Annotated in this window: 16 protein-coding genes; 7 read left to right on the top strand and 9 right to left on the bottom strand. The window is 62.6% G+C overall.

The annotated features are described in order from the left end of the window. Window positions 1–52 precede the first annotated feature (52 nt). From IWX87_RS07240 to IWX87_RS07220, 5 genes are all read left to right on the top strand, one after another. The gene (locus tag IWX87_RS07240) at window positions 53–829 is read left to right on the top strand and encodes a TOBE domain-containing protein (RefSeq protein ID WP_196862849.1); all 777 of its coding nucleotides are present in this window, start codon (window positions 53–55) and stop codon (window positions 827–829) included. A 53-nt stretch (window positions 830–882) separates the two neighbouring features. Then, a complete protein-coding gene (locus IWX87_RS07235; protein WP_196862848.1) occupies window positions 883–1,260 on the top strand; it encodes a DUF2946 family protein in 378 nt (125 codons plus the stop codon). A gap of 353 nt (window positions 1,261–1,613) precedes the next feature. Then, window positions 1,614–2,141, top strand: coding sequence for a YcnI family protein (locus IWX87_RS07230; protein WP_231374653.1), 528 nt, complete (start codon window positions 1,614–1,616; stop codon window positions 2,139–2,141). A 61-nt stretch (window positions 2,142–2,202) separates the two neighbouring features. Further along, window positions 2,203–2,682 carry a copper chaperone PCu(A)C gene (locus IWX87_RS07225; RefSeq protein ID WP_196862846.1) on the top strand — a complete coding sequence of 160 codons (480 nt, stop codon included), beginning with the start codon at window positions 2,203–2,205 and terminating at the stop codon, window positions 2,680–2,682. Window positions 2,683–2,858: 176 nt separating this feature from the next. Continuing rightward, entirely contained in the window at window positions 2,859–3,443 is a 585-nt protein-coding gene (locus tag IWX87_RS07220; protein WP_196862927.1) for a hemerythrin domain-containing protein, read from the top strand. An 82-nt stretch (window positions 3,444–3,525) separates the two neighbouring features. Here the strand turns inward: IWX87_RS07220 and crcB are convergent, their stop codons facing one another. The 9 genes from crcB to IWX87_RS07175 form a co-directional block, all read right to left on the bottom strand. Continuing rightward, a complete protein-coding gene (crcB, locus tag IWX87_RS07215; protein WP_196862845.1) occupies window positions 3,526–3,912 on the bottom strand; it encodes a fluoride efflux transporter CrcB in 387 nt (128 codons plus the stop codon). Window positions 3,913–3,916: 4 nt separating this feature from the next. Further along, window positions 3,917–5,218 carry a TRAP transporter large permease gene (locus IWX87_RS07210; protein ID WP_196862844.1) on the bottom strand — a complete coding sequence of 434 codons (1,302 nt, stop codon included), beginning with the start codon at window positions 5,216–5,218 and terminating at the stop codon, window positions 3,917–3,919. Window positions 5,219–5,251: 33 nt separating this feature from the next. Next, window positions 5,252–5,761 (bottom strand): TRAP transporter small permease, encoded by a 510-nt coding sequence (locus IWX87_RS07205; RefSeq protein ID WP_196862843.1) that lies wholly within the window; start codon window positions 5,759–5,761, stop codon window positions 5,252–5,254. Window positions 5,762–5,771: 10 nt separating this feature from the next. Beyond that, window positions 5,772–6,740 (bottom strand): TRAP transporter substrate-binding protein, encoded by a 969-nt coding sequence (locus tag IWX87_RS07200; RefSeq protein ID WP_196862842.1) that lies wholly within the window; start codon window positions 6,738–6,740, stop codon window positions 5,772–5,774. A gap of 116 nt (window positions 6,741–6,856) precedes the next feature. Then, window positions 6,857–8,632: a peptidase M14 gene (locus IWX87_RS07195; protein ID WP_196862841.1), complete on the bottom strand. Its 1,776-nt coding sequence runs from the start codon at window positions 8,630–8,632 to the stop codon at window positions 6,857–6,859. Continuing rightward, the gene (locus IWX87_RS07190) at window positions 8,632–9,489 is read right to left on the bottom strand and encodes an ABC transporter permease (protein ID WP_231374651.1); all 858 of its coding nucleotides are present in this window, start codon (window positions 9,487–9,489) and stop codon (window positions 8,632–8,634) included. Before IWX87_RS07190 ends, IWX87_RS07195 begins: the two co-directional genes overlap by 1 nt. A gap of 5 nt (window positions 9,490–9,494) precedes the next feature. Then, complete coding sequence (locus IWX87_RS07185; protein WP_196862839.1) at window positions 9,495–10,418, bottom strand: ABC transporter permease; 924 nt, start codon at window positions 10,416–10,418, stop codon at window positions 9,495–9,497. Between the two features lie 32 nt (window positions 10,419–10,450). Beyond that, a complete protein-coding gene (locus IWX87_RS07180; RefSeq protein WP_196862838.1) occupies window positions 10,451–11,965 on the bottom strand; it encodes an ABC transporter substrate-binding protein in 1,515 nt (504 codons plus the stop codon). A gap of 55 nt (window positions 11,966–12,020) precedes the next feature. After that, on the bottom strand, window positions 12,021–13,886 hold the full coding sequence (locus IWX87_RS07175; RefSeq protein ID WP_196862837.1) for a dipeptide ABC transporter ATP-binding protein: 1,866 nt from the start codon (window positions 13,884–13,886) through the stop codon (window positions 12,021–12,023). A 194-nt stretch (window positions 13,887–14,080) separates the two neighbouring features. Between IWX87_RS07175 and IWX87_RS07170 the strand changes: the two genes are divergently transcribed. Beyond that, window positions 14,081–14,629, top strand: coding sequence for a winged helix DNA-binding protein (locus IWX87_RS07170; protein ID WP_196862836.1), 549 nt, complete (start codon window positions 14,081–14,083; stop codon window positions 14,627–14,629). A 41-nt stretch (window positions 14,630–14,670) separates the two neighbouring features. Then, window positions 14,671–18,261 (top strand): hydantoinase B/oxoprolinase family protein, encoded by a 3,591-nt coding sequence (locus tag IWX87_RS07165; protein WP_196862835.1) that lies wholly within the window; start codon window positions 14,671–14,673, stop codon window positions 18,259–18,261. Window positions 18,262–18,316: the final 55 nt, after the last annotated feature.

Here is an 18,316-nt window from a genome sequence, read left to right as displayed (position 1 = left end):
GGAATAGCGAAAGTATAGCCAACCGATGCTCTGGCAGACCGACAATGCGGGCATGCAAAAACCCCAACTCCAGCTGGCGGGCGCGCTAGGCCACGAGGCCGCTGACAAGCGCATCGACATGCTTCGCCGCATTGGCGAGACCGGCTCAATTTCCGAAGCGGCACGCGCCGCCGGTGTCAGTTACAAGGCGGGCTGGCAGGCGATTGACACGCTGAGCAACCTTGCGGGCATTGCGCTGGTCGAGCGGGTGGTGGGCGGCGTGGGCGGCGGCGGTGCGCGCCTGAGTGATGCGGGCCAGGAACTGTTGCGTGCTGCGGATGAACTGGCGCAGGCGCGCGCCCAGGTGCTGGCGCGTCTGGCGCGAAGAGCGGGTGAAGGCGATCATTTGCCCAAGGCTTCTGCGCTGGCCGCACTTGGTTTGCGCACCAGCATGCGCAACCAGCTGCCTTGCACCATCGTGCGCCTGCACGCCCATGGCCAGACGGTGCGCGTGCAACTGGAACTGGCCGGTGCACTGCGGCTGGTGTCGCGCATCACCCGGGAAAGCGCGCAACTCTTGGCGCTGCATCCCGGCCAGCAACTGCTGGCTTTGTGCAAGGCCACCGCCGTCAAGGTGTCCGCCGGCGATCTGCCGGCTGAAGCTGGCAACTGGCTGCACGGTCGGGCGACACGCGTTTCGCGTGCTGCCGGTGGTGGCGAAGTGGCGCTGGAACTCGCCGGTGGCCTGCAGCTGGTGGGTTTTTGCGGCGCGGACAGCGGTTTGAAAGCAGGCCGCCCGGCGCTGGCTTTCATCGACGAGTCCGCTGTTGTGATCGCTGTAGCTGGCTAAGATGATGCAGATTTCGACGCGCTGGCCATGGCGCCTGTCCCTATAATCTCGCCGTGCCTTACCACCCCCATTCCCGCCCGACACATGCCGTGTGGGCACGACTGGCTGCCTGGCTGGGTTTTCTCGCCGTGCTGTCGGCCTTGTGGGCGCCGGTGTCGATGTTGGCCCAGGATGTGCGCAGCGGGCAACTGAGCGGCATTTGCAGCGTCAGCACCAACCTGTCCAGTGCTTCCGATGCGGGACTGAATGATGCGCCGCCGGCTGCCGCGCATTGCAATTTGTGCGCATCGCTGGGCTGGGCGTCGTCGCCGCTGGCGGTGCTGGCAATTCCCAGCTTTCCCAGCCTGCAAGTGGTCGCGTTTGATTTTCCGGCGAACTTCTCCGCCGCCATACCCGGGCTGCCTTTCAGTCGCGGACCTCCTGCACTTTGAACTGATCCGCCTGTGCCGAAGCGATTAAGCCTGACCGTATTCGGGTCAGGCTGGCTGGTGCCACACGGGGCAAATATCCGCCGTCTGCCCCAGGCTTCCTGCACGTTTAGCGTACGTTAAATCACATCGCGGTTCTTCAGCCCGAACGTCAGCAACGGCAACGTAATTGCCATCGATGTTCGTTTTGCATGGGCAGACCAGTAAGCCCCTGATCCCGCGCACTGATCCGGCTGAACTGAACTTCGTGCTGCGGTCCTTCCTGCTAGCCATAGCTCCGATCCATCAAAAAGCTGAACATGAAATTTTCAACTGCTACAAAATTAATAGCCTATAGCGCAACGTGCATGACTGCCATGCCCGCTTTTTCTCATGTTCTTCTGGAAACCAAAACGGCTCCGTCTGGAAGCAACTACAAAGCGGTTTTCCAGGTGGGTCATGGTTGCGAGGGCTCGGCCACCACCGGCATCACGGTGCGGATTCCCGCCGGTTTCCAGGGCGCCAAGCCTTACCCGAAAGCCGGCTGGACGCTGGCGGTGAAGCAGGAAAAACTTGCCCAACCCTACGCTAGCCACGGCAAGCCGGTGACGGAGGACGTGAGCGTGGTGAGCTGGACGGCTGCCAGCCAGGACGCGGCGCTGCCAGATGCCTTTTTCGACGACTTCATGCTGCGCGGAAAACTGCCGGAAACCGCCGGACCGCTGTGGTTCAAGGTGCTGCAAACCTGCGCAAGCGGCAGCCTTGACTGGGGTGACGTTCCCGCCGCAGGCGTATCCTCGAAAGGATTGAAGTTTCCGGCGCTCTTGCTGGATGTCACTGGCCCTGAAACTGCTGCCGCGACAGATTCTGCCCCGGCGCATGCGCCCGGCGCGCATCAACACTGATTCCTGTTCAGACGGAAATAATTCCGGACTGGATTTTTTAACTTTGCCTTGAGAGACTCCCATGAAACTGAAACTATTGACCGCTTCCCTGCTGCTTGCCTGCGGCGCTTTGCAGGCCCAAACCGTTGATGTCAGCGGCGCCTGGGCCCGCGCCACCGTGCCGGGCCAGAAAGGCACGGGTGCTTTCATGAACATCACCGCCAGGGACGGCGCCCGTCTGGTGGGCGTTTCATCGCCGGTGGCCGGCGTGGCGGAAGTGCATGAAATGAAGATGGACAACGACATCATGAAGATGCGCGCCGTGCCCGTGCTGGAACTGCCCGCGGGTCAAGCCGTGCAGCTCAAGCCCGGCGGCTACCACGTCATGCTGATGGACCTGAAGCAGGGCTTGCCCAAGGGCAGCACGGTGCCGCTGACGTTGCGCCTTCAGGATGCGCAGGGTGTGGAAATCAGTCAACTGGTCAGCGTGCCTGTCAGCACAGTGGCCCCGGCAGGCAGCATGGCAGGAAAAGCGGCAGACCACGGCGCCCACAAGCCCTGACCACGGGCAGCATGGCGAAATTTGCAGGGAAATCGCACCGCGGGAAATGCCCGGGGTGTCTGTAACTGCGTGCTTTCGCAGGCCTTGAAGTTGATGAAAACTTGACCTGCGTCATGGCGTGCGGACCGGGCGCGGGGCATGCTGTGCACTCGTTATGAAAATTTGAGGAGCCTGTCATCAAACACACCAGCCTGCAAATCATCCGCGACGAACATTCGTCGCTGGCCGCCATGCTCCGTTCCATGAACATGATGGTGGATCGCGGCCCCGGAGACAATCCTGAGCAGTTTTTCAACGTGCTGCAGGCCATGCTGTTCTACATTGACGAGTTTCCCGAGCGCCTGCACCATCCGAAAGAGTCCGACCTGCTGTTCCCGCGCGTGGTGCGGGCGTCGCCATCGCTCATGGCCGCAGTTGAGCGGCTCGAAAGCGACCACATGAACGGCGAAAAAGCCGTTCGCGAACTCCAGCACCTGCTGCTGGCGTGGGAGCTGCTGGGCGAGCCGCGCCGGCCCGCGTTCACGGTGCAATGCAAGCAGTACATCGCTTTTTACCTGGACCACATGCGGCTTGAGGAAGCCGTGATCCTGCCGGAAGCCGAAAAAGTGCTGACCGATGCCGACTGGAAGGAGCTGGATGCCGCCTTTGAAAAGAACTGCGATCCGCTGACCGGCAAATACCCGCCCGATCCGGCCTATGACCGCCTGTTCACGCGCATCGTGATGCGGGCTCCGGCGCCGATTGGGCTGGGCAGCAGCTGATTCGTCAGGACTGCGCAGCCGCTGTTGCCGCAACCATGGTAAGTCCTTTGAAATTCAAGGAAAATAGTGCTTTTGCGTTTGCCTAGCTTATTCGGGAAGCTATGAAAAACGTAGCAGTCTTGATGCCTGCCACAGTCATCAAGAGCGACCCCGCCACATGGATCAGTGCCACGCCTGCCGCCATGCCATAGCGGGCTTCGAGCAGGTAATCCACGACTTCGGCCGAAAAGGTAGAAAACGTCGTCAGCCCACCCAGAAATCCGGTAATCAAGAGCAGGCGCCAGACCGGGTCGATCTGCGGGATGGCCTGGAACACTGCAATGGCGATGCCGATCAGGTAGCCGCCCAGCAGGTTGGCGGCCAGCGTGCCCCAGGGAATCAATCCGCCGGGCGACAGCCACAGCGCCAATCCCCATCGGGACAGCGCGCCCGCCGAGGCGCCGATGCAAATCGCCAGTACCGCGCCCATGGCGTCAGTTGGCCATTTTTTGCGGCAGCCACGTGACGATGCCGGGAAAGACATAAATCAGTGCCACCGCCGCGCACATCAGCAAAAACATCGGCATCGTGACCTTGGCAATCCAGGTCAGCTGGCGCCCGGTCATGCCCTGCAGCACGAACAGGTTAAAGCCGACCGGCGGCGTGATCTGCGCCATCTCGACCACCAGCACGACGAAAATGCCGAACCAGATGGGGTCGATGCCAGCCGCCTGCACCGTGGGCGTGAGCACGCCCATGGTCAGCACCACCATCGAGATGCCGTCCAGAAAGCAGCCCAGGATGATGAAGAACACCGCCAGCGCCACGATCAATTGCGCCCGGCTCAGGCCCAAAGTGCCAATCCATTCGGCCAGGTGACGCGGCAGGCCGACATAGCCCATGGCCAGTGTCAAAAAGGCCGCGCCCGCCAGGATCAGTGCAATCATGCAGTACAGCCGGGTCGCGCCCATGAGCGCATCGCGAAACGTCGCCCAGTTCATCGAACCCTGCAGCGCGGACAACACCAGCGAGCCGACCACGCCGACGGCAGCCGCTTCGGTGGCCGTGGCCACGCCGGAATAGATTGAGCCCAGCACGGCGGCAATCAGGAGCACCACCGGAATCAGGCTGCGCGAACTGGCGATTTTTTGCATGAAGGTGGTCTTGCCGTCGGCGGCTGGTACCTGTTCGGGATGGCGCAGCGCCCAGAACATGATGTAGCCCGAAAACAGCGCGGCCAGCAGCAGCCCCGGAAACACGCCGGCGATGAACAGCTTGGAGATTGACACCTCGGCCGCCACGCCATAGACGATCATGATGATCGATGGTGGGATCAACAAGCCCAGCGTGCTGGCGCCGGCCAGCGTGCCGACGACCATGTGCTCGGGGTAGCCGCGCCGCGTCAGTTCGGGCAGCGTCATCTTGCCGATGGTGGCGCAGGTGGCGGCGCTCGACCCCGACACGGCGGCAAAAATGGTGCAGCCGATCACGTTGGTGTGCAGCAGCCGCCCCGGCAGGCCTTGCACCCAGGGCGCCAGGCCCTTGAACATGTCCTGGCTCAGCCGGGTGCGAAACAGGATTTCGCCCATCCATATAAAGAGGGGCAGGGCGGTCAGCGTCCAGCTCGAAGACGAGCCCCAGACCGTCACGGCCATGGCGTCGCCGGCCGGGCGCGAGGAAAACAGCGTCACCGCCAGCCAGGCCACGCCGGTCAGGCTCAAGCCGACCCAGACGCCGCTGCCCAGAATCAACAGCAGGGCCGCCAGCAGGGCGGCGGTGATGGCAAGGTCGTTCATGAAAAGTCGCTTGTGGGGGGAAAGTGGATCGGTTTATTCATTGCGCGATGCCTCAGCGCTGCTGTGGACCACGCGCTTGCCGGTGATTTCAAGCACCAGCTCATCGACAAAGGCAATCGCCAGGATCACCGCGCCAACAGCCATGCCAATCTGCGGAATCCACAGCGGCGTGGCGTCGCTCGACGTGGAAATGTCGTGAAAGCTGTGCGACTGCCAGGCCAGGCGGCAGCAGTAATAGGCAAACAGGGCGCTTAAGGCGCTGGCAAAGCCCAGCGCCCACAGCTCCAGCCCTTTTTTCCAGCGCCCGGTCAGCGCCCCGAGGATCAGCGTCACCCGGATGTGCTCGCCGCGCTTGAGGGTGTGGGCCAGCGCCAGAAAGCCGCTGGCCGCCATCAGGTAGCCAGCGTAGGCGTCAGTGCCCGGCACATGAAAGTGCAGCTGCCTGCTGACGATGGACAGCACCACCATTGTCAGCAGGCCGACCAGAAACAGCGCGGCCAGTCCAGCGGCGCCGTTGTACAGGGCATCAAGCGCTTTTCGCATTGGCCGTGCTTCAGGACTTGTTGAACGCGTCGATCAGCGCCTTGCCATCGGGTCCGGCTTTTTCCAGCCATTCCTTGAGCATCACATCGCCGACCTTCTTCATGTCGGCCTTGAGCTGCGGCGACGGCGGCAACACGGTCATGCCGTTGGCCTTGAGCTTGTCGAGCGAGTCGGCGTTGGTCTTTTTCGACGCCGCCAGGCCGCGCACTTCGGCGTCCGCCGCTGCCTTGAACACTGCCTGCTTTGTCGGCGCATCAAGCGCATCGAAAGCCGCCTTGTTGACGATGACCGCATTTTTCGGCAGCCAGGCCTGGGTGTCGTAGAAATACTTCAGGCTTTCGTAGGTCTTGGTGTCCATGCCGGTGGAGCCGGAGGACATGTAGGACTCGATCACGCCAGTGGCCATGGCCTGCGACAACTCGGCCGCCTGCACAGTGACCGGCTGGGCGCCCACCAGCTCGGCAATGCGTGCGGTGGACGGGCTGTAAGCGCGCCATTTCACGCCCTTCAGGTCAGCGCCCGAGTTGGCCGGATTCTTGGTGAAAATTCCCTGGGTGGGCCATGGCACCGTGTACAGCAGCACCATCCCTTGCTCGGCCAGCTTTTTCTCCAGGAAAGGTTTTTGCGCCTTGGCGAGTTTTTGCGACTGCTCGTAGCTGTCGGCCAGAAAGGGGAGGCCATCGACGCCGAACAGCGGCCATTCATTCTGGAAGTTGGCCAGCAGAATTTCGCCGGCCTGCGCCTGCCCGCCCTGCACGGCACGCTTGATTTCGGGCGCCTTGAACAGCGCGCCGTTGGCATGCACCGTGATTTTCAGCTTGCCGGCGCTGGCCTTGTCGACATCGGCGGCAAACTGGACCAGGTTTTCGCTGTGAAAGTTGGTCGCCGGGTAGGCGGCCGGCAAGTCCCATTTGGTTTGGGCAAAAGCTGATGCGCCCATGGCGAGGGCAGCGGCGGTCAGGACAATTTTCAGTTTCATAAAGACTCCAGGTAATGGCTTGCGTGCGGTATCGGGATACGGGAATGGTAGAAGCAAATCACGCGCCAGCGTCCCCGTGCATACCCCGAAAATCAGGTTTTGGCGCATGATTTTGTTCATTGAATGTCAGTTTTCGCCAACCCTTGCCAGGCGCTCACGGCGGCAAGAACGGTTTGCATTTGTACCGTGTGGGCGAAGCGAAAACGCTCGTCTGCCACGGTTTCATCGGGAAACTCGGTGATCAGCGTCACGGGCGGCCCGGGGCGCGTGGTTTCCGACAGGCTGCAGGCCGTGCCGTTGATTACCTCGAAAGGCAACTCGCCGGCATGGCGTTCGTAGAGCGCCATCTGGCGGGCGTTGTAGGCGGACAGGCCGCCGACCTGACGCAGCGCTGCACTGACCTGCTCCAGCAGGGCGCGTCCCTGCGCTTGCCAGCCTGGGTGGTGGCGCAGGATCAGGAAAAACCCTTTCGGGATCATCCACAACTCAAATCCGCGCGGCACGTAGCCGGACAGCGGGCGCGTCCATTCGTGGGCCGGGTAGCCGTGCAGGTTGACGTGCAGCTGGGCGCCTGACAGCGCAAGCGCCTGTTCGCGGGCCTCGCGCTCGTACAGTGGCGCTTGCTCACGGTATTCAATGTCATCGCCAAGTGCGCTGTAGCGGGCAGCGTGGTGCATGTGGCGTGGGTGCTGTAAGCACAGCTCGCGGTGCAGGGCATAGCCATCTGGATTTTCGAGCGCGATTAACGCAAAGTGCGCCTTGCCACTGGCCTTGAGCTGTTGCGCGGCACGCAGTGCGCCGACCACGCCCGAGGTTTCGTTGGCATGCTGGCCGCCGCTGATGATGACGGCTGCGCCCGGTCCTGCGTGGTACAGACCTTCGACGGCCCGGCCCTGGCGCGACAGCGCGCCAAAACGCTGGCCGCCCAACGCGCGCATCTCTGCGGCAATTCGCTCGGGGTGAGGTGCCGCACCAAGAAGGTCTAGCACTTGCTCTGGCGCTGGACTTGGGCACGCGCGCAGGTCTTGCGCTAGCACGTCAAAGCGGCTCAGTGCCATGCGCAAGCGCGGCGCCTTGTTGCCGGGGCGCACATCCGGCACGATCTGGCCGGGTTGCAATCTTCTGTCGCTGGTGGCGCGTCCTGACTGGCGCTGGAAGACTTCCAGCAGCGAAAAATAGATGTCTTCGTGCAGCGCCTCGCTGGTGCTTATGCATTCATGGTCGACCGGCAAGGGCTGTTCAAAACAGGGCAGGTCCACGCGAATGTCGAGCCGCTCGAAGTAGGGCTCCCGGGCCGGCCAGGGCTGCTGCTGAACGATTTGAATGATTTTCTCGAAAACCTGTTCGTAATCGGTTTTCTGGGCTGTGTCCATCTGGACCAGTGGGCCGGATGTGGTCCGGGTCCTGAGCCAGCCGGTGGGGGAAAGCAAGTTGACGTCCAGGTGGTCGACATGAACGCGGTTGGGAGCCCACACCTTGGCGTTCAGCTGACGGCCATCTTTGAAGGTGAGTGCCAGCCAGTAGTGCAGGTCGTCGGTGCCGGGTTCAAACGCCAGCTGGCAGCCCGCAAGCAATGCGGCCAGCGGATAGGCTTCCAGCAGAAAACGGCGCGGCGATGCAGCCGGATGCACGGGGTAGGTAACGCTCGCCTTGGCCAGCGCAGCGCAGTCGACTTCTTCCAGAAAGTAGTGCAGCAGCGGCTTGTAGGCACTGCGCAATGTCACCGTGACCCCGGCAGCAGCCAGTTGCCGCTCGGCAGCGCGGCGCGCAGCCACGCCCTCGAACAGCCAGCCTTCCACCTGGGCGCCGCGCCATTCGGGGTGTTCAAACTGGCCGACCCAGTCGTCCAGCGTACGCGGCAGGATCACATCGAGGAGCAACTTGTCAGTCATCATAGTTTTCCGGTGGGGTCGATGCGGTCGCGCAGCCAGTCACCCAGCAGGTTCAGGCCCAGCACCGTGAACATGATGGCCAGGCCGGGGAAGACGGTGACCCACCAGGCCGTCTGCATGTAGGTGCGGCCATCGGCCAGCATGCCGCCCCAGCTGGGAATCAATGGATCAACGCCCAGGCCCAGAAAGGTCAGGCTGCTTTCCAGCAGGATGTTGTTGGCCACGTTCAGCGTCATCAAAATGATGACCGGACCAATGATGTTGGGCAGGATGTGGTGGCGAATCATGGCGAAATCCCGAACGCCAAAAGACCGCGCCGCCTGGACGAACTCGCGCTCGCGCACCGACAGCACCATGCCGCGTACCAGCCGTGCATACTGCACCCACTGCGAGACGATCATGAACAGGATGATGTTGCTTAAGCCGCCGCCCAAAATTGAAATGAAGGTGAGCGCCACCAGAATAAAGGGCAGGGCCAGCTGCACATCGACGCAGCGCATCAGCAGCATGTCCCAGAAGCCCCGGTAATACCCTGCGATCAGTCCCACGGTGATGCCCAGCACCGAGGCGCCCAGCACCGAGACAAAACCGACCATCAGCGAAATCCGGCCGCCTACCAGCACGCGCGCCAGCACATCGCGCCCCAAGGGGTCTGTGCCCAGCGGATGTGCCCACGCGGTAAAGGGTTGCGTCAGGCGAGCCGCCAGGTCCATCAGCGAGCCCCGGTCCGGGAAAATCCAGACCGACAGCAGCACCAGCGTGAGCATGGCCCCGGTCAGCAGGGCGCCCAGGATGAATTCAAGCGAGCGCCACTGCATGGCGCGGGCAGGCACGGTGGCGGGAATGGCTGTTTGCATGGAATTCATTTGTTGCGAATGCGGGGGTCGACCAGCCCGTAAGCAATGTCAACCAGCAGGTTCACCGCCACAATGATCACGGCCAGTACGGTGACGGTGCCTTGCAGGACCGGGTAGTCCCGGTTGGCGATGGCGTCAAAGGCCAGCGTGCCGAGCCCGGGCCAGTTAAAAACTTTTTCCACCACGACCAAGCCGCCAATCAGGTTGCCGAACTGCAGGCCGATGTAGGTGATCAGGGGAATGGCGCAATTGCGCAGCGCATGCTTATAGAGCACAACGCGTTCCCGCAGCCCCTTGCTGCGCGCCACCATGATGTACTGCGCTGACAGCGTTTCCAGCATGGCGGTGCGCACCAGCCGCACGTTGGTGGCTGAGAGGATGATCGCCATGGTCAGCGCCGGCAAGACCAGGCTGATGGGCCCGTCCCAGCCCGAAGGCGGCAGCAAGGGAAATGTGATCGACAGCAGCAGCACCAGCATGATGGCGAGCCAGAAGTTGGGAAACGACAGCCCCACCAGCGAGATGATGCGGATGAACTGGTCAACGCCTTTGCCTTTGTTGACGGCGGCCTTGATGCCCATCGGCACCGACACCACGATCGACAGCAGCAGCGAGACAAAGGCCAGCGCCAGCGTGGCGGGCAGCGCGTCGCCTATCAGCCGCGCCACCGGCGTTCCGCCCATGAAGCTCTGTCCAAAGTCGCCCCGTACGGCGCCGCCCAGAAAGTCGCCGTACTGCACCAGGAATGGACGGTCCAGCCCCAGGCCGGTGCGGATGTTCTGCAGGTCTTCTTCCGTTACGCTTCCAGCCCCCTGGCTCAGCATCAGCGCCGGATCGCCTGACAGGCGCACGGCATAAGACACAAACAGGACCACCACCAGCACGACGAAGATCGCCTGCAGCAGTCGCTTGATAAGAAATCCACTCATGGTGTTGGCAACCTGTCAGATCAAAAAACGTGTCAGTCGACGGTGGCATCCACAAAACGGAAGCGGCCGTCGGCAGGCAGCGAAAGATTCTTGGCGCGTTTGTTCAGTCCGTAGGTGGTGTTCAGGCTGTACAGCGGCATCTCCAGCGCCTGGTCGGCCACGTAGCGGCCAATCTCATGGAGCGTTGTTTTGCGCACCGCCTGGTCCCAGGTGTTGCGCTGGGTGTGCAGCAGGGCGTTGAGTTTGGCGTCGTCGTCATACGGATTCCAGCGCTGCTTGGTGTAGTACATCGCGTAGGCCGTGTTGTCGTAGTCAAACGTCCAGCCGCCCCACTGGTTTTGCCACATCTCGCCGGTCTTGCCGTTGGGGATGATGTCGTTGAGCAGCACATTGGTTTCATACGGTTTTAGCGACACCGTGATGCCGACGGCCTGCAGGTAGCCGGCGACGGCCTGCGCCACTTCGCGGAAGTTGCTGTCGGGGCCGCGAAAGTCGAGCTGGATCTGTGTGCCTGGCTTGACGCCGGCTTTTTTCAGCATGCTCTTGGCCAGGGTCGGGTTGAACGGCAGGGGCTTGAGCGCCGGGTCGTTGCCAAACGACAGCATGCCCTGGAAGCTGGCGATGGGCTTGGCATGGCCCAGCAGGATGACCTTGATGATGGTGTCGCGGTCCACCGCCATGGTGAGCGCCTTGCGCACCTCGGGATCCTTCATGATGCCGCGCTGCGTGTTGTAGCGCAGCGCCAGCGCGACCGGGCCATCCATGCTGGCAACGGTGAGCTGCGGGTCTTTCTTGAGCGTTTCGATCATCGCCAGCGGAATCTGGTTGGCCACATCCAGGCGTCCCGACTGCAGTTCGGCCGCCTGGGTCGCGGGCTCACTGATGAAGCGGTAAACCAGTTCGTCCAGCTTGGGCGCGCCACCCCAGTAAGCGCTGTTGCGCTCGAATGACAGGCTGATCTTGGGTTTGTACTCGGTGAACTTGAACGGGCCGGTGCCGACCGGGTTCATGCCGAAGAACTGGCTGCCTTTTTCCTTGATGTACTTGGGCGGAACAATCATGGCGCCGTAACCTGCCAGCTTGGTCAGCAGCACCGGATCAGGACTCTTGAGAATGAAGTCAACCGTCGTGGCGTTGACGATCACGACTTTTTCAATCGCGTTGTAGTTGGACTGCTGCGGGCCTTTTTTGCCCTCTTCGCCGAGCAGCCGGTCAAATGTGAATTTGACGGCTTCGGCATCGAAGGGCTCGCCGTTGTGGAATTTGACGTTCTGGCGCAGGGTAAAGCGCAGCTTGGTGTTCTTGTCCAGGAACTCCCATTTGGTCGCCAGGCCGGGCACCAGCTTCATGTCGGGCGTGCGCATGATCAGGCCGTCAAACACCTGGCTGCCGACAGCGCCCCAGGACACCAGGAAAGTGGCAATCGGGTCCCAGTTGCCCGGGTCCTGGTGCAGCGCCACGGTCAGTGTTCCGGCGGCGTGGGTGACGGGCGTCACCAGGCAGGTGAGCACCAGGCTGGTGGTGGCTAAAAGGATTTTCAGCTTCATGCGATTTCCTGAGTAAGTGTGAAAAATGAAAAGGAGGCCAGCGCTAGCGGGGGCGTCAAGCCACGGCGACGGGCTGCGCCACGCGGTGGCCCGGGCCAACGTCGACGAGTTGCAGGATGTCCGGCTCCTGGCCGACCTGGCGCACCGGACTGGGGATTTCGCCATGGACCAGGCGGGCATCAATCTGCCGGCCTGGCTCGGCCACTGGCACGGCCGCCAGCAGTTTGCGCGTGTAGGCATGCTGGGGGTTTTCGAAAATGTCCTGGCGGTGGCCGATTTCGACGATCTGCCCGAGGTACATCACGGCGACCCGGTGGCTGATTTTTTCGACCACCGCCATGTCGTGCGTGATGAACAGGTAGGACAGGCCGCGCTCGGCCTGCAAGGCCATCAGCAGGTCAATGATCTGCGCCTGGATCGACACGTCGAGCGCCGAAACGGATTCGTCGGCGATGATCAGTTTCGGATTGCAGGCCAGTGCGCGGGCAATGCACACGCGCTGCCTTTGGCCACCCGAAAATTCGTGCGGATAGCGGCTGGCGTGCTCTGGCTTGAGGCCGACGCAGTCCAGCAATTCCGTCAGGCGCCGCTCGATGGCTTTGGGGTCGGTCAGCAAGCGGTGGGTAAGGATGGGCTCGGCGATGCTGAAGCCGACCGTCTTGCGTGGATCAAGCGAGGCAAACGGGTCCTGAAAGATGTACTGGATGTCTTGCCGCAGCTGCCGCTTGCCGGCAGCGCCCAGCGTGGCGATGTCATGGCCGTTGAAACGGATGGCGCCGCTGGTTGATTCGACCAGCTGCTGCAGGGTCTTGCCGATGGTCGACTTGCCACTGCCAGACTCGCCAACCAGCGCCAGGGTTTCGCCCGGGTAAATCTCAAAGCTGACGGCTTCAACCGCATGCACGCGGTGCGTGGCACGTCCCAGCAGGTTGTGGGCCACGTCAAAGCGGGTGCTGAGTTTTTCGACCGACAGCAGGGGCGCGCGCTTGTCGACCGTGTCCTGGAGTTGCTCGGTGCCGGTTTCTCGCAGTTCGCCGCCTTCCAGCACGGTCAGCGGCATGCGTTTGGGCAAGGCCTGGCCGCGCATGCTGCCCAGCCGGGGAACGGCTGCCAGCAAGGCCCGCGTGTAGGGGTGTTGGGGCGCGTTGAAAATCTGGTCGACCGAGCCGTGCTCGACCTGGCGGCCGCGCCACATCACGACCACGTCGTCGGCCATTTGCGCCACCACGCCCATGTCGTGCGTGATGAACATGACAGCGGTGTTCAGGTCGCGCTGAAGCTCGCGGATGATGTTGAGAATTTGCGCCTGAATCGTCACGTCAAGCGCCGTGGTTGGTTCGTCGGCAATCAGCAGCGCGGGCTGGCAGGCCAGCGCCATCGCAATCATGGCGCGCTGGCGCATGCCGCCGGACAGTGCATGGGGATAAGTGTCGAGCAGCCTTTGTGCATCGGGCAGGCGCACCTTGTCGAGCAGCGCGCGGGCTTGTGCGCGCGCCTGCGACGGGCTCAGGCCCTGGTGCAGGATCAGCGTTTCGGCGATCTGGTTGCCGATGGTGAACACCGGGTTCAGCGACGTCATCGGTTCCTGGAAGATCATGGCAATTTCATTGCCACGAATGGCGCGCAGCGTGTCATCGCTGGCTTGCGTCAGGTCCAGCAGCCCGCTGCCCGGCGACTGGAACAGCACTTGGCCCGCCACGATTTTTCCACCCGAATAATCGGTCAGCCGCATGATGGCCTGCGAGGTCACGGACTTGCCTGAACCGGACTCGCCAACGATGGCCAGCGTGCGCCCGGCCGTGACATCGAAACTCAGGCCGTCCACCGCACGAAAGCGTCCGCCGGGGACCTCGAATTCCACTGCGAGAGAACGAACGGACAGCAGCGGGGAGGTGGGGGTGGACGGATCGTTCAGGCGCATGGGACGGTGGGTAAAGGCAGGGCGGGGCTCATGAGGCAACGTCGTTCAAGGTGAAAAAATGACAAGTAAATGTAAATCGCATTTGTGCGCTGTCGGTTGGTGTTTTCCCTAAACGTCAACAAATTGTTGATGAATTGAGCTTTAACTGCCTACAATTTGTTCACGCAATAAAGATGCCAACCCGGAGCTTGTTCATGGTCAAAAAATCCGTCGCCACCGCGCCTGCTGGTGTTTCGCCCGGCAAGCCGTCCATCGTTTCGTCGGCCCACCTGGTGTCGCCGCGCAGCGCCGAGATGAGCGAGTTCGAGTTTGGCCTGATCGTGGCCGGCAATGCCTTTCACCGCTGGGTGGTGCACTGCATGAGTGCGGCCGGCCTGCCGGACCTGACGCCGCTGGACGTGCTGGTGCTGCACCATGTCACGCACCGCGCGCGCAACAAGCGCCTGGCTGACATCTGCTTCATCATGAATGTCGAAGACACGCATTTGATCAACTATTCGCTCAAGAAACTGCAAAACCTGGGTGTGGTGATCTCAAACAAAAGCGGCAAGGACGTGACCTATGCCTGCACCGAGATGGGGCTGGACCACGTGAACCGCTACCGCGAGATCCGCGAGTCCTGCCTGATCAATGCCCTCAATGCCGACGACGGACTGAACCGCGACATCGGCGAGCTGGCACGCCTGTTGCGCCTGCTGTCGGGCATTTACGACCAGGCGGCGCGCTCGGCTGCCAGCCTTTAGTCCACTCAATCCCTTCACCCTTTTTACCCTCTAGGCACCTCATGGAAAAAAATGGCACCAAGCGCTGGCAGTTCTGGATAGACCGGGGCGGCACATTCACCGATGTGGTCGGCAAGCGCCCTGACGGCTCGCTGGTCACGCACAAACTGCTGAGCGAAAACCCCGAGCAATACCGCGACGCGGCCGTCGCCGGCATTCGCCACCTGCTGGGCTTGAAGGCCGGCGAACCGGTCAGTGCCGAGGTGGTGGAGTGCGTGAAGATGGGCACCACGGTCGCCACCAATGCACTGCTGGAGCGCAAGGGCGAGCCGACGCTGCTGGTCACCACCCGGGGTTTCAGGGATGCGCTGCGCATCGCCTACCAGAACCGTCCGCGCCTGTTTGACCGCCACCTCGTGCTGCCCGAGCTGCTCTACAGCGCCGTGGTTGAAGCCCAGGAGCGCGTCAGCGCGCAGGGTGGCGTACTGCAGCCACTGGACGAAGCGCTATTGAAAGAAGAGCTGCTGGAACAATACCAGAAAGGGCTGCGCAGTGTTGCGATCGTCTTCATGCACGGCTACCGCTTCACCGACCATGAAAAAGCCGCCAAACGTATTGCCCGGGACGTGGGCTTCACGCAGATCAGCACCTCACATGAAACCAGCCCGATGATGAAGTTCGTCAGCCGGGGCGACACCACCGTGGTTGATGCGTATCTGTCGCCCATCCTGCGCCGCTATGTCGAGCAGGTGGCGGCCGAAATGCCCGGCGTGAAGCTGTTCTTCATGCAGTCCTCGGGCGGCTTGAGTGACGCGCATGCGTTCCAGGGAAAAGACGCGATTTTGAGTGGCCCCGCCGGCGGCATCGTCGGCATGGCGCGCACGGCGGCGATTGCGGGCATTGAAAAGGTGATCGGTTTTGACATGGGCGGCACATCGACCGACGTGTCGCACTACGCCGGCGAATTCGAGCGCGAGTTTGAAACCCAGGTGGCCGGCGTGCGCATGCGCGCGCCGATGATGAGCATCCATACCGTGGCGGCCGGCGGTGGCTCGGTGCTGGCGTTTGATGGCGCGCGCTTTCGCGTCGGGCCCGAAAGCGCCGGCGCCAACCCCGGCCCGGCCAGCTACAGGCGCGGCGGGCCGCTGGCCGTGACCGACGCCAACGTGATGGTCGGCAAGGTCCAGCCGCGCTACTTTCCCAAGGTGTTTGGGCCGCAGGCCAATGAATCACTAAGCCTTGAAGCAGTGCATGAAAAGTTCGGCGATCTGGCTGTGCAAACCGGCCGCAGCGCCGAGGACGTGGCCGAGGGCTTCATCAACATCGCCGTGCAGCAGATGGCCAACGCCATCAAGAAAATTTCGGTCGCTCGCGGCTACGACGTGACGCGCTACACGCTGCAGTGTTTTGGCGGCGCGGGCGGACAGCACGCCTGCCTGGTGGCCGATGCGCTGGGCATGACCAAGGTGTTTGTGCATCCGCTGGCCGGTGTCCTGAGCGCCTACGGCATGGGGCTGGCCGACCAGAACGTGATTCGCGAGCAGGCGGTGGAACTCAAGCTGACAGACGCTGCCTTGCCCGAGATTGCCGACGCACTCAAGACGCTGGCCGCCACGGCCGAAGCCGAACTGCAGCGCCAGCAGGTCAGCACGGGCGCCATCACCACGCATCAGCGCGTGCATGTGCGTTACGACGGCAGCGACTCGGCGCTGATCGTGCCGTTTGGCAGTTTGCCGCAGATCGAAGCCGGTTTCGAAGCCGCTTATCGCCAGCGCTTTGCCTTCCTGATGCAAGGCAAGGGCCTGGTCGTCGAAGCCGTGTCGGTCGAGGCGGTGGTGGCGGGCGATGCACCCGCCGAGCCGCGCCACGCGGTGCATGCGCCGCGTGAGGTGCCTCGCCGTGAAACCGTGCGCATGTATTCGGGCGGCCAGTGGCTGGATGCCGCGCTGGTCGTGCGCGAAGACCTGCAGCCGGGCGACACCATTGCCGGCCCGGCCATCATTGCCGAGCAGAACGCCACCACCGTGGTCGAGCCCGGCTGGGAAGCGAATCTGACGTCGTTTGACCACCTGGTGCTTGACCGGCGGGTGCCGCGCGCTATCAAATTTGCAGTTGGCACGACGGTCGACCCGGTGCTGCTGGAGGTGTTCAACAACCTGTTCATGAACATTGCCGAGCAGATGGGGCTGCAGCTGCAAAACACGGCCTACTCGGTCAACATCAAGGAGCGGCTGGACTTCAGTTGCGCGCTGTTCGATACCGAAGGCAACCTGATCGCCAACGCACCGCACATGCCGGTGCACCTGGGCTCGATGGGCGAGAGCATCAAGACCGTGATCCGCGAGAACGCCGGCAAGATGCAGCCCGGCGATGTCTATGTGCTGAACGACCCCTACCACGGCGGCACGCACCTGCCTGACATCACCGTCATCACGCCGGTGTACCTGAATGAGTCCGCCGAGCCCACGTTCTACGTTGGCAGCCGTGGCCACCATGCCGACATTGGCGGCATCACGCCAGGTTCGATGCCGCCGTTTTCCACGCGCATCGAAGAAGAAGGCGTGCAGATCAACAACGTCAAGCTGGTGGACCGTGGCGTGTTGCGCGAGGCCGAAATGGTGGCGCTGCTGGAAAGCGGCGAATACCCGTCACGCAACCCGGCCCAGAACATGGCCGACCTGAAAGCCCAGATTGCCGCCAATGAAAAAGGCGTGCAGGAACTGCGCAAGATGGTCGCGCAATTCAGCCTGGATGTGGTTCTGGCCTACATGAACCATGTGCAGGACAACGCCGAAGAGTCGGTGCGCCGCGTCATCACGCGCTTGAAAGACGGTGCGTTCACGCTGCCGCTGGACAACGGCGCGCAGATCCAGGTGGCGATTCGCGTCGACACAGACAAGCGCAGCGCCGAGATCGACTTCACCGGCACGTCGGCGCAGCAGACCAACAACTTCAACGCGCCGACGGCGGTCTGCATGGCCGCCGTGCTGTATGTGTTCCGCACACTGGTCGATGACGACATTCCACTGAACGCCGGTTGCCTCAAGCCGCTGAAAGTGATCATCCCGGCGGGCTCGATGCTGAACCCGAACCCGCCGGCGTCGGTGGTGGCGGGCAACGTGGAAACGTCGAGCTGCATCACCAACGCGCTGTATGGCGCACTGGGCGTGATGGCCGCCAGCCAGTGCACGATGAACAATTTCACCTTCGGCAACGACCAGCACCAGTACTACGAAACCATCTCGGGTGGCAGCGGCGCGGGTGACGGCTTTGACGGCACCAGCGTGGTGCAGACCCACATGACCAACTCGCGCCTGACCGACCCGGAAGTGCTGGAATTCCGCTTTCCGGTGCGGCTGGAAAGCTACGAGATTCGCCAGGGTTCGGGCGGTGCAGGCCAGTGGCACGGCGGCAATGGTGGCGTGCGCCGGGTCAGGTTCCTCGAAGCCATGACGGCCAGCATCTTGTCGAACGGCCGAAAACACGGCGCCTTCGGCATGGCTGGCGGCGAGGCGGGGCAGGTCGGTCAAAACACTGTGGTGCGGGCCGATGGCCAAATCGAAGCACTGGCGCATATCGGCCAGGCCGAGATGCGGCCAGGCGACATATTCGAGATTCACACGCCGGGCGGCGGCGGCTTCGGCAAGCCTTGACGCGCGGTTGGCTGGTGCCTTTCCCGCGTGAAATTTATGGCAATTACTCAGTTCC

The organism is Polaromonas sp. CG_9.7 (assembly GCF_015752205.1).
Lineage (GTDB): Bacteria > Pseudomonadota > Gammaproteobacteria > Burkholderiales > Burkholderiaceae_C > Polaromonas.
This window is presented reverse-complemented; position numbering and strand designations above follow the sequence as displayed.

What these genes read in the sequence shown, in the direction of transcription:
- IWX87_RS07240 (WP_196862849.1), top strand. Translation starts at nt 53, where the DNA reads ATGCAAAAACCCCAACTCCAGCTGGCGGGCGCGCTAGGCCACGAGGCC.
- IWX87_RS07230 (WP_231374653.1), top strand. Translation starts at nt 1,614, where the DNA reads ATGCCCGCTTTTTCTCATGTTCTTCTGGAAACCAAAACGGCTCCGTCT.
- IWX87_RS07225 (WP_196862846.1), top strand. Translation starts at nt 2,203, where the DNA reads ATGAAACTGAAACTATTGACCGCTTCCCTGCTGCTTGCCTGCGGCGCT.
- crcB (WP_196862845.1), bottom strand. Translation starts at nt 3,912, where the DNA reads ATGGGCGCGGTACTGGCGATTTGCATCGGCGCCTCGGCGGGCGCGCTG.
- IWX87_RS07210 (WP_196862844.1), bottom strand. Translation starts at nt 5,218, where the DNA reads ATGAACGACCTTGCCATCACCGCCGCCCTGCTGGCGGCCCTGCTGTTG.
- IWX87_RS07205 (WP_196862843.1), bottom strand. Translation starts at nt 5,761, where the DNA reads ATGCGAAAAGCGCTTGATGCCCTGTACAACGGCGCCGCTGGACTGGCC.
- IWX87_RS07200 (WP_196862842.1), bottom strand. Translation starts at nt 6,740, where the DNA reads ATGAAACTGAAAATTGTCCTGACCGCCGCTGCCCTCGCCATGGGCGCA.
- IWX87_RS07195 (WP_196862841.1), bottom strand. Translation starts at nt 8,632, where the DNA reads ATGACTGACAAGTTGCTCCTCGATGTGATCCTGCCGCGTACGCTGGAC.
- IWX87_RS07190 (WP_231374651.1), bottom strand. Translation starts at nt 9,489, where the DNA reads ATGCAAACAGCCATTCCCGCCACCGTGCCTGCCCGCGCCATGCAGTGG.
- IWX87_RS07185 (WP_196862839.1), bottom strand. Translation starts at nt 10,418, where the DNA reads ATGAGTGGATTTCTTATCAAGCGACTGCTGCAGGCGATCTTCGTCGTG.
- IWX87_RS07180 (WP_196862838.1), bottom strand. Translation starts at nt 11,965, where the DNA reads ATGAAGCTGAAAATCCTTTTAGCCACCACCAGCCTGGTGCTCACCTGC.
- IWX87_RS07175 (WP_196862837.1), bottom strand. Translation starts at nt 13,886, where the DNA reads ATGCGCCTGAACGATCCGTCCACCCCCACCTCCCCGCTGCTGTCCGTT.
- IWX87_RS07170 (WP_196862836.1), top strand. Translation starts at nt 14,081, where the DNA reads ATGGTCAAAAAATCCGTCGCCACCGCGCCTGCTGGTGTTTCGCCCGGC.
- IWX87_RS07165 (WP_196862835.1), top strand. Translation starts at nt 14,671, where the DNA reads ATGGAAAAAAATGGCACCAAGCGCTGGCAGTTCTGGATAGACCGGGGC.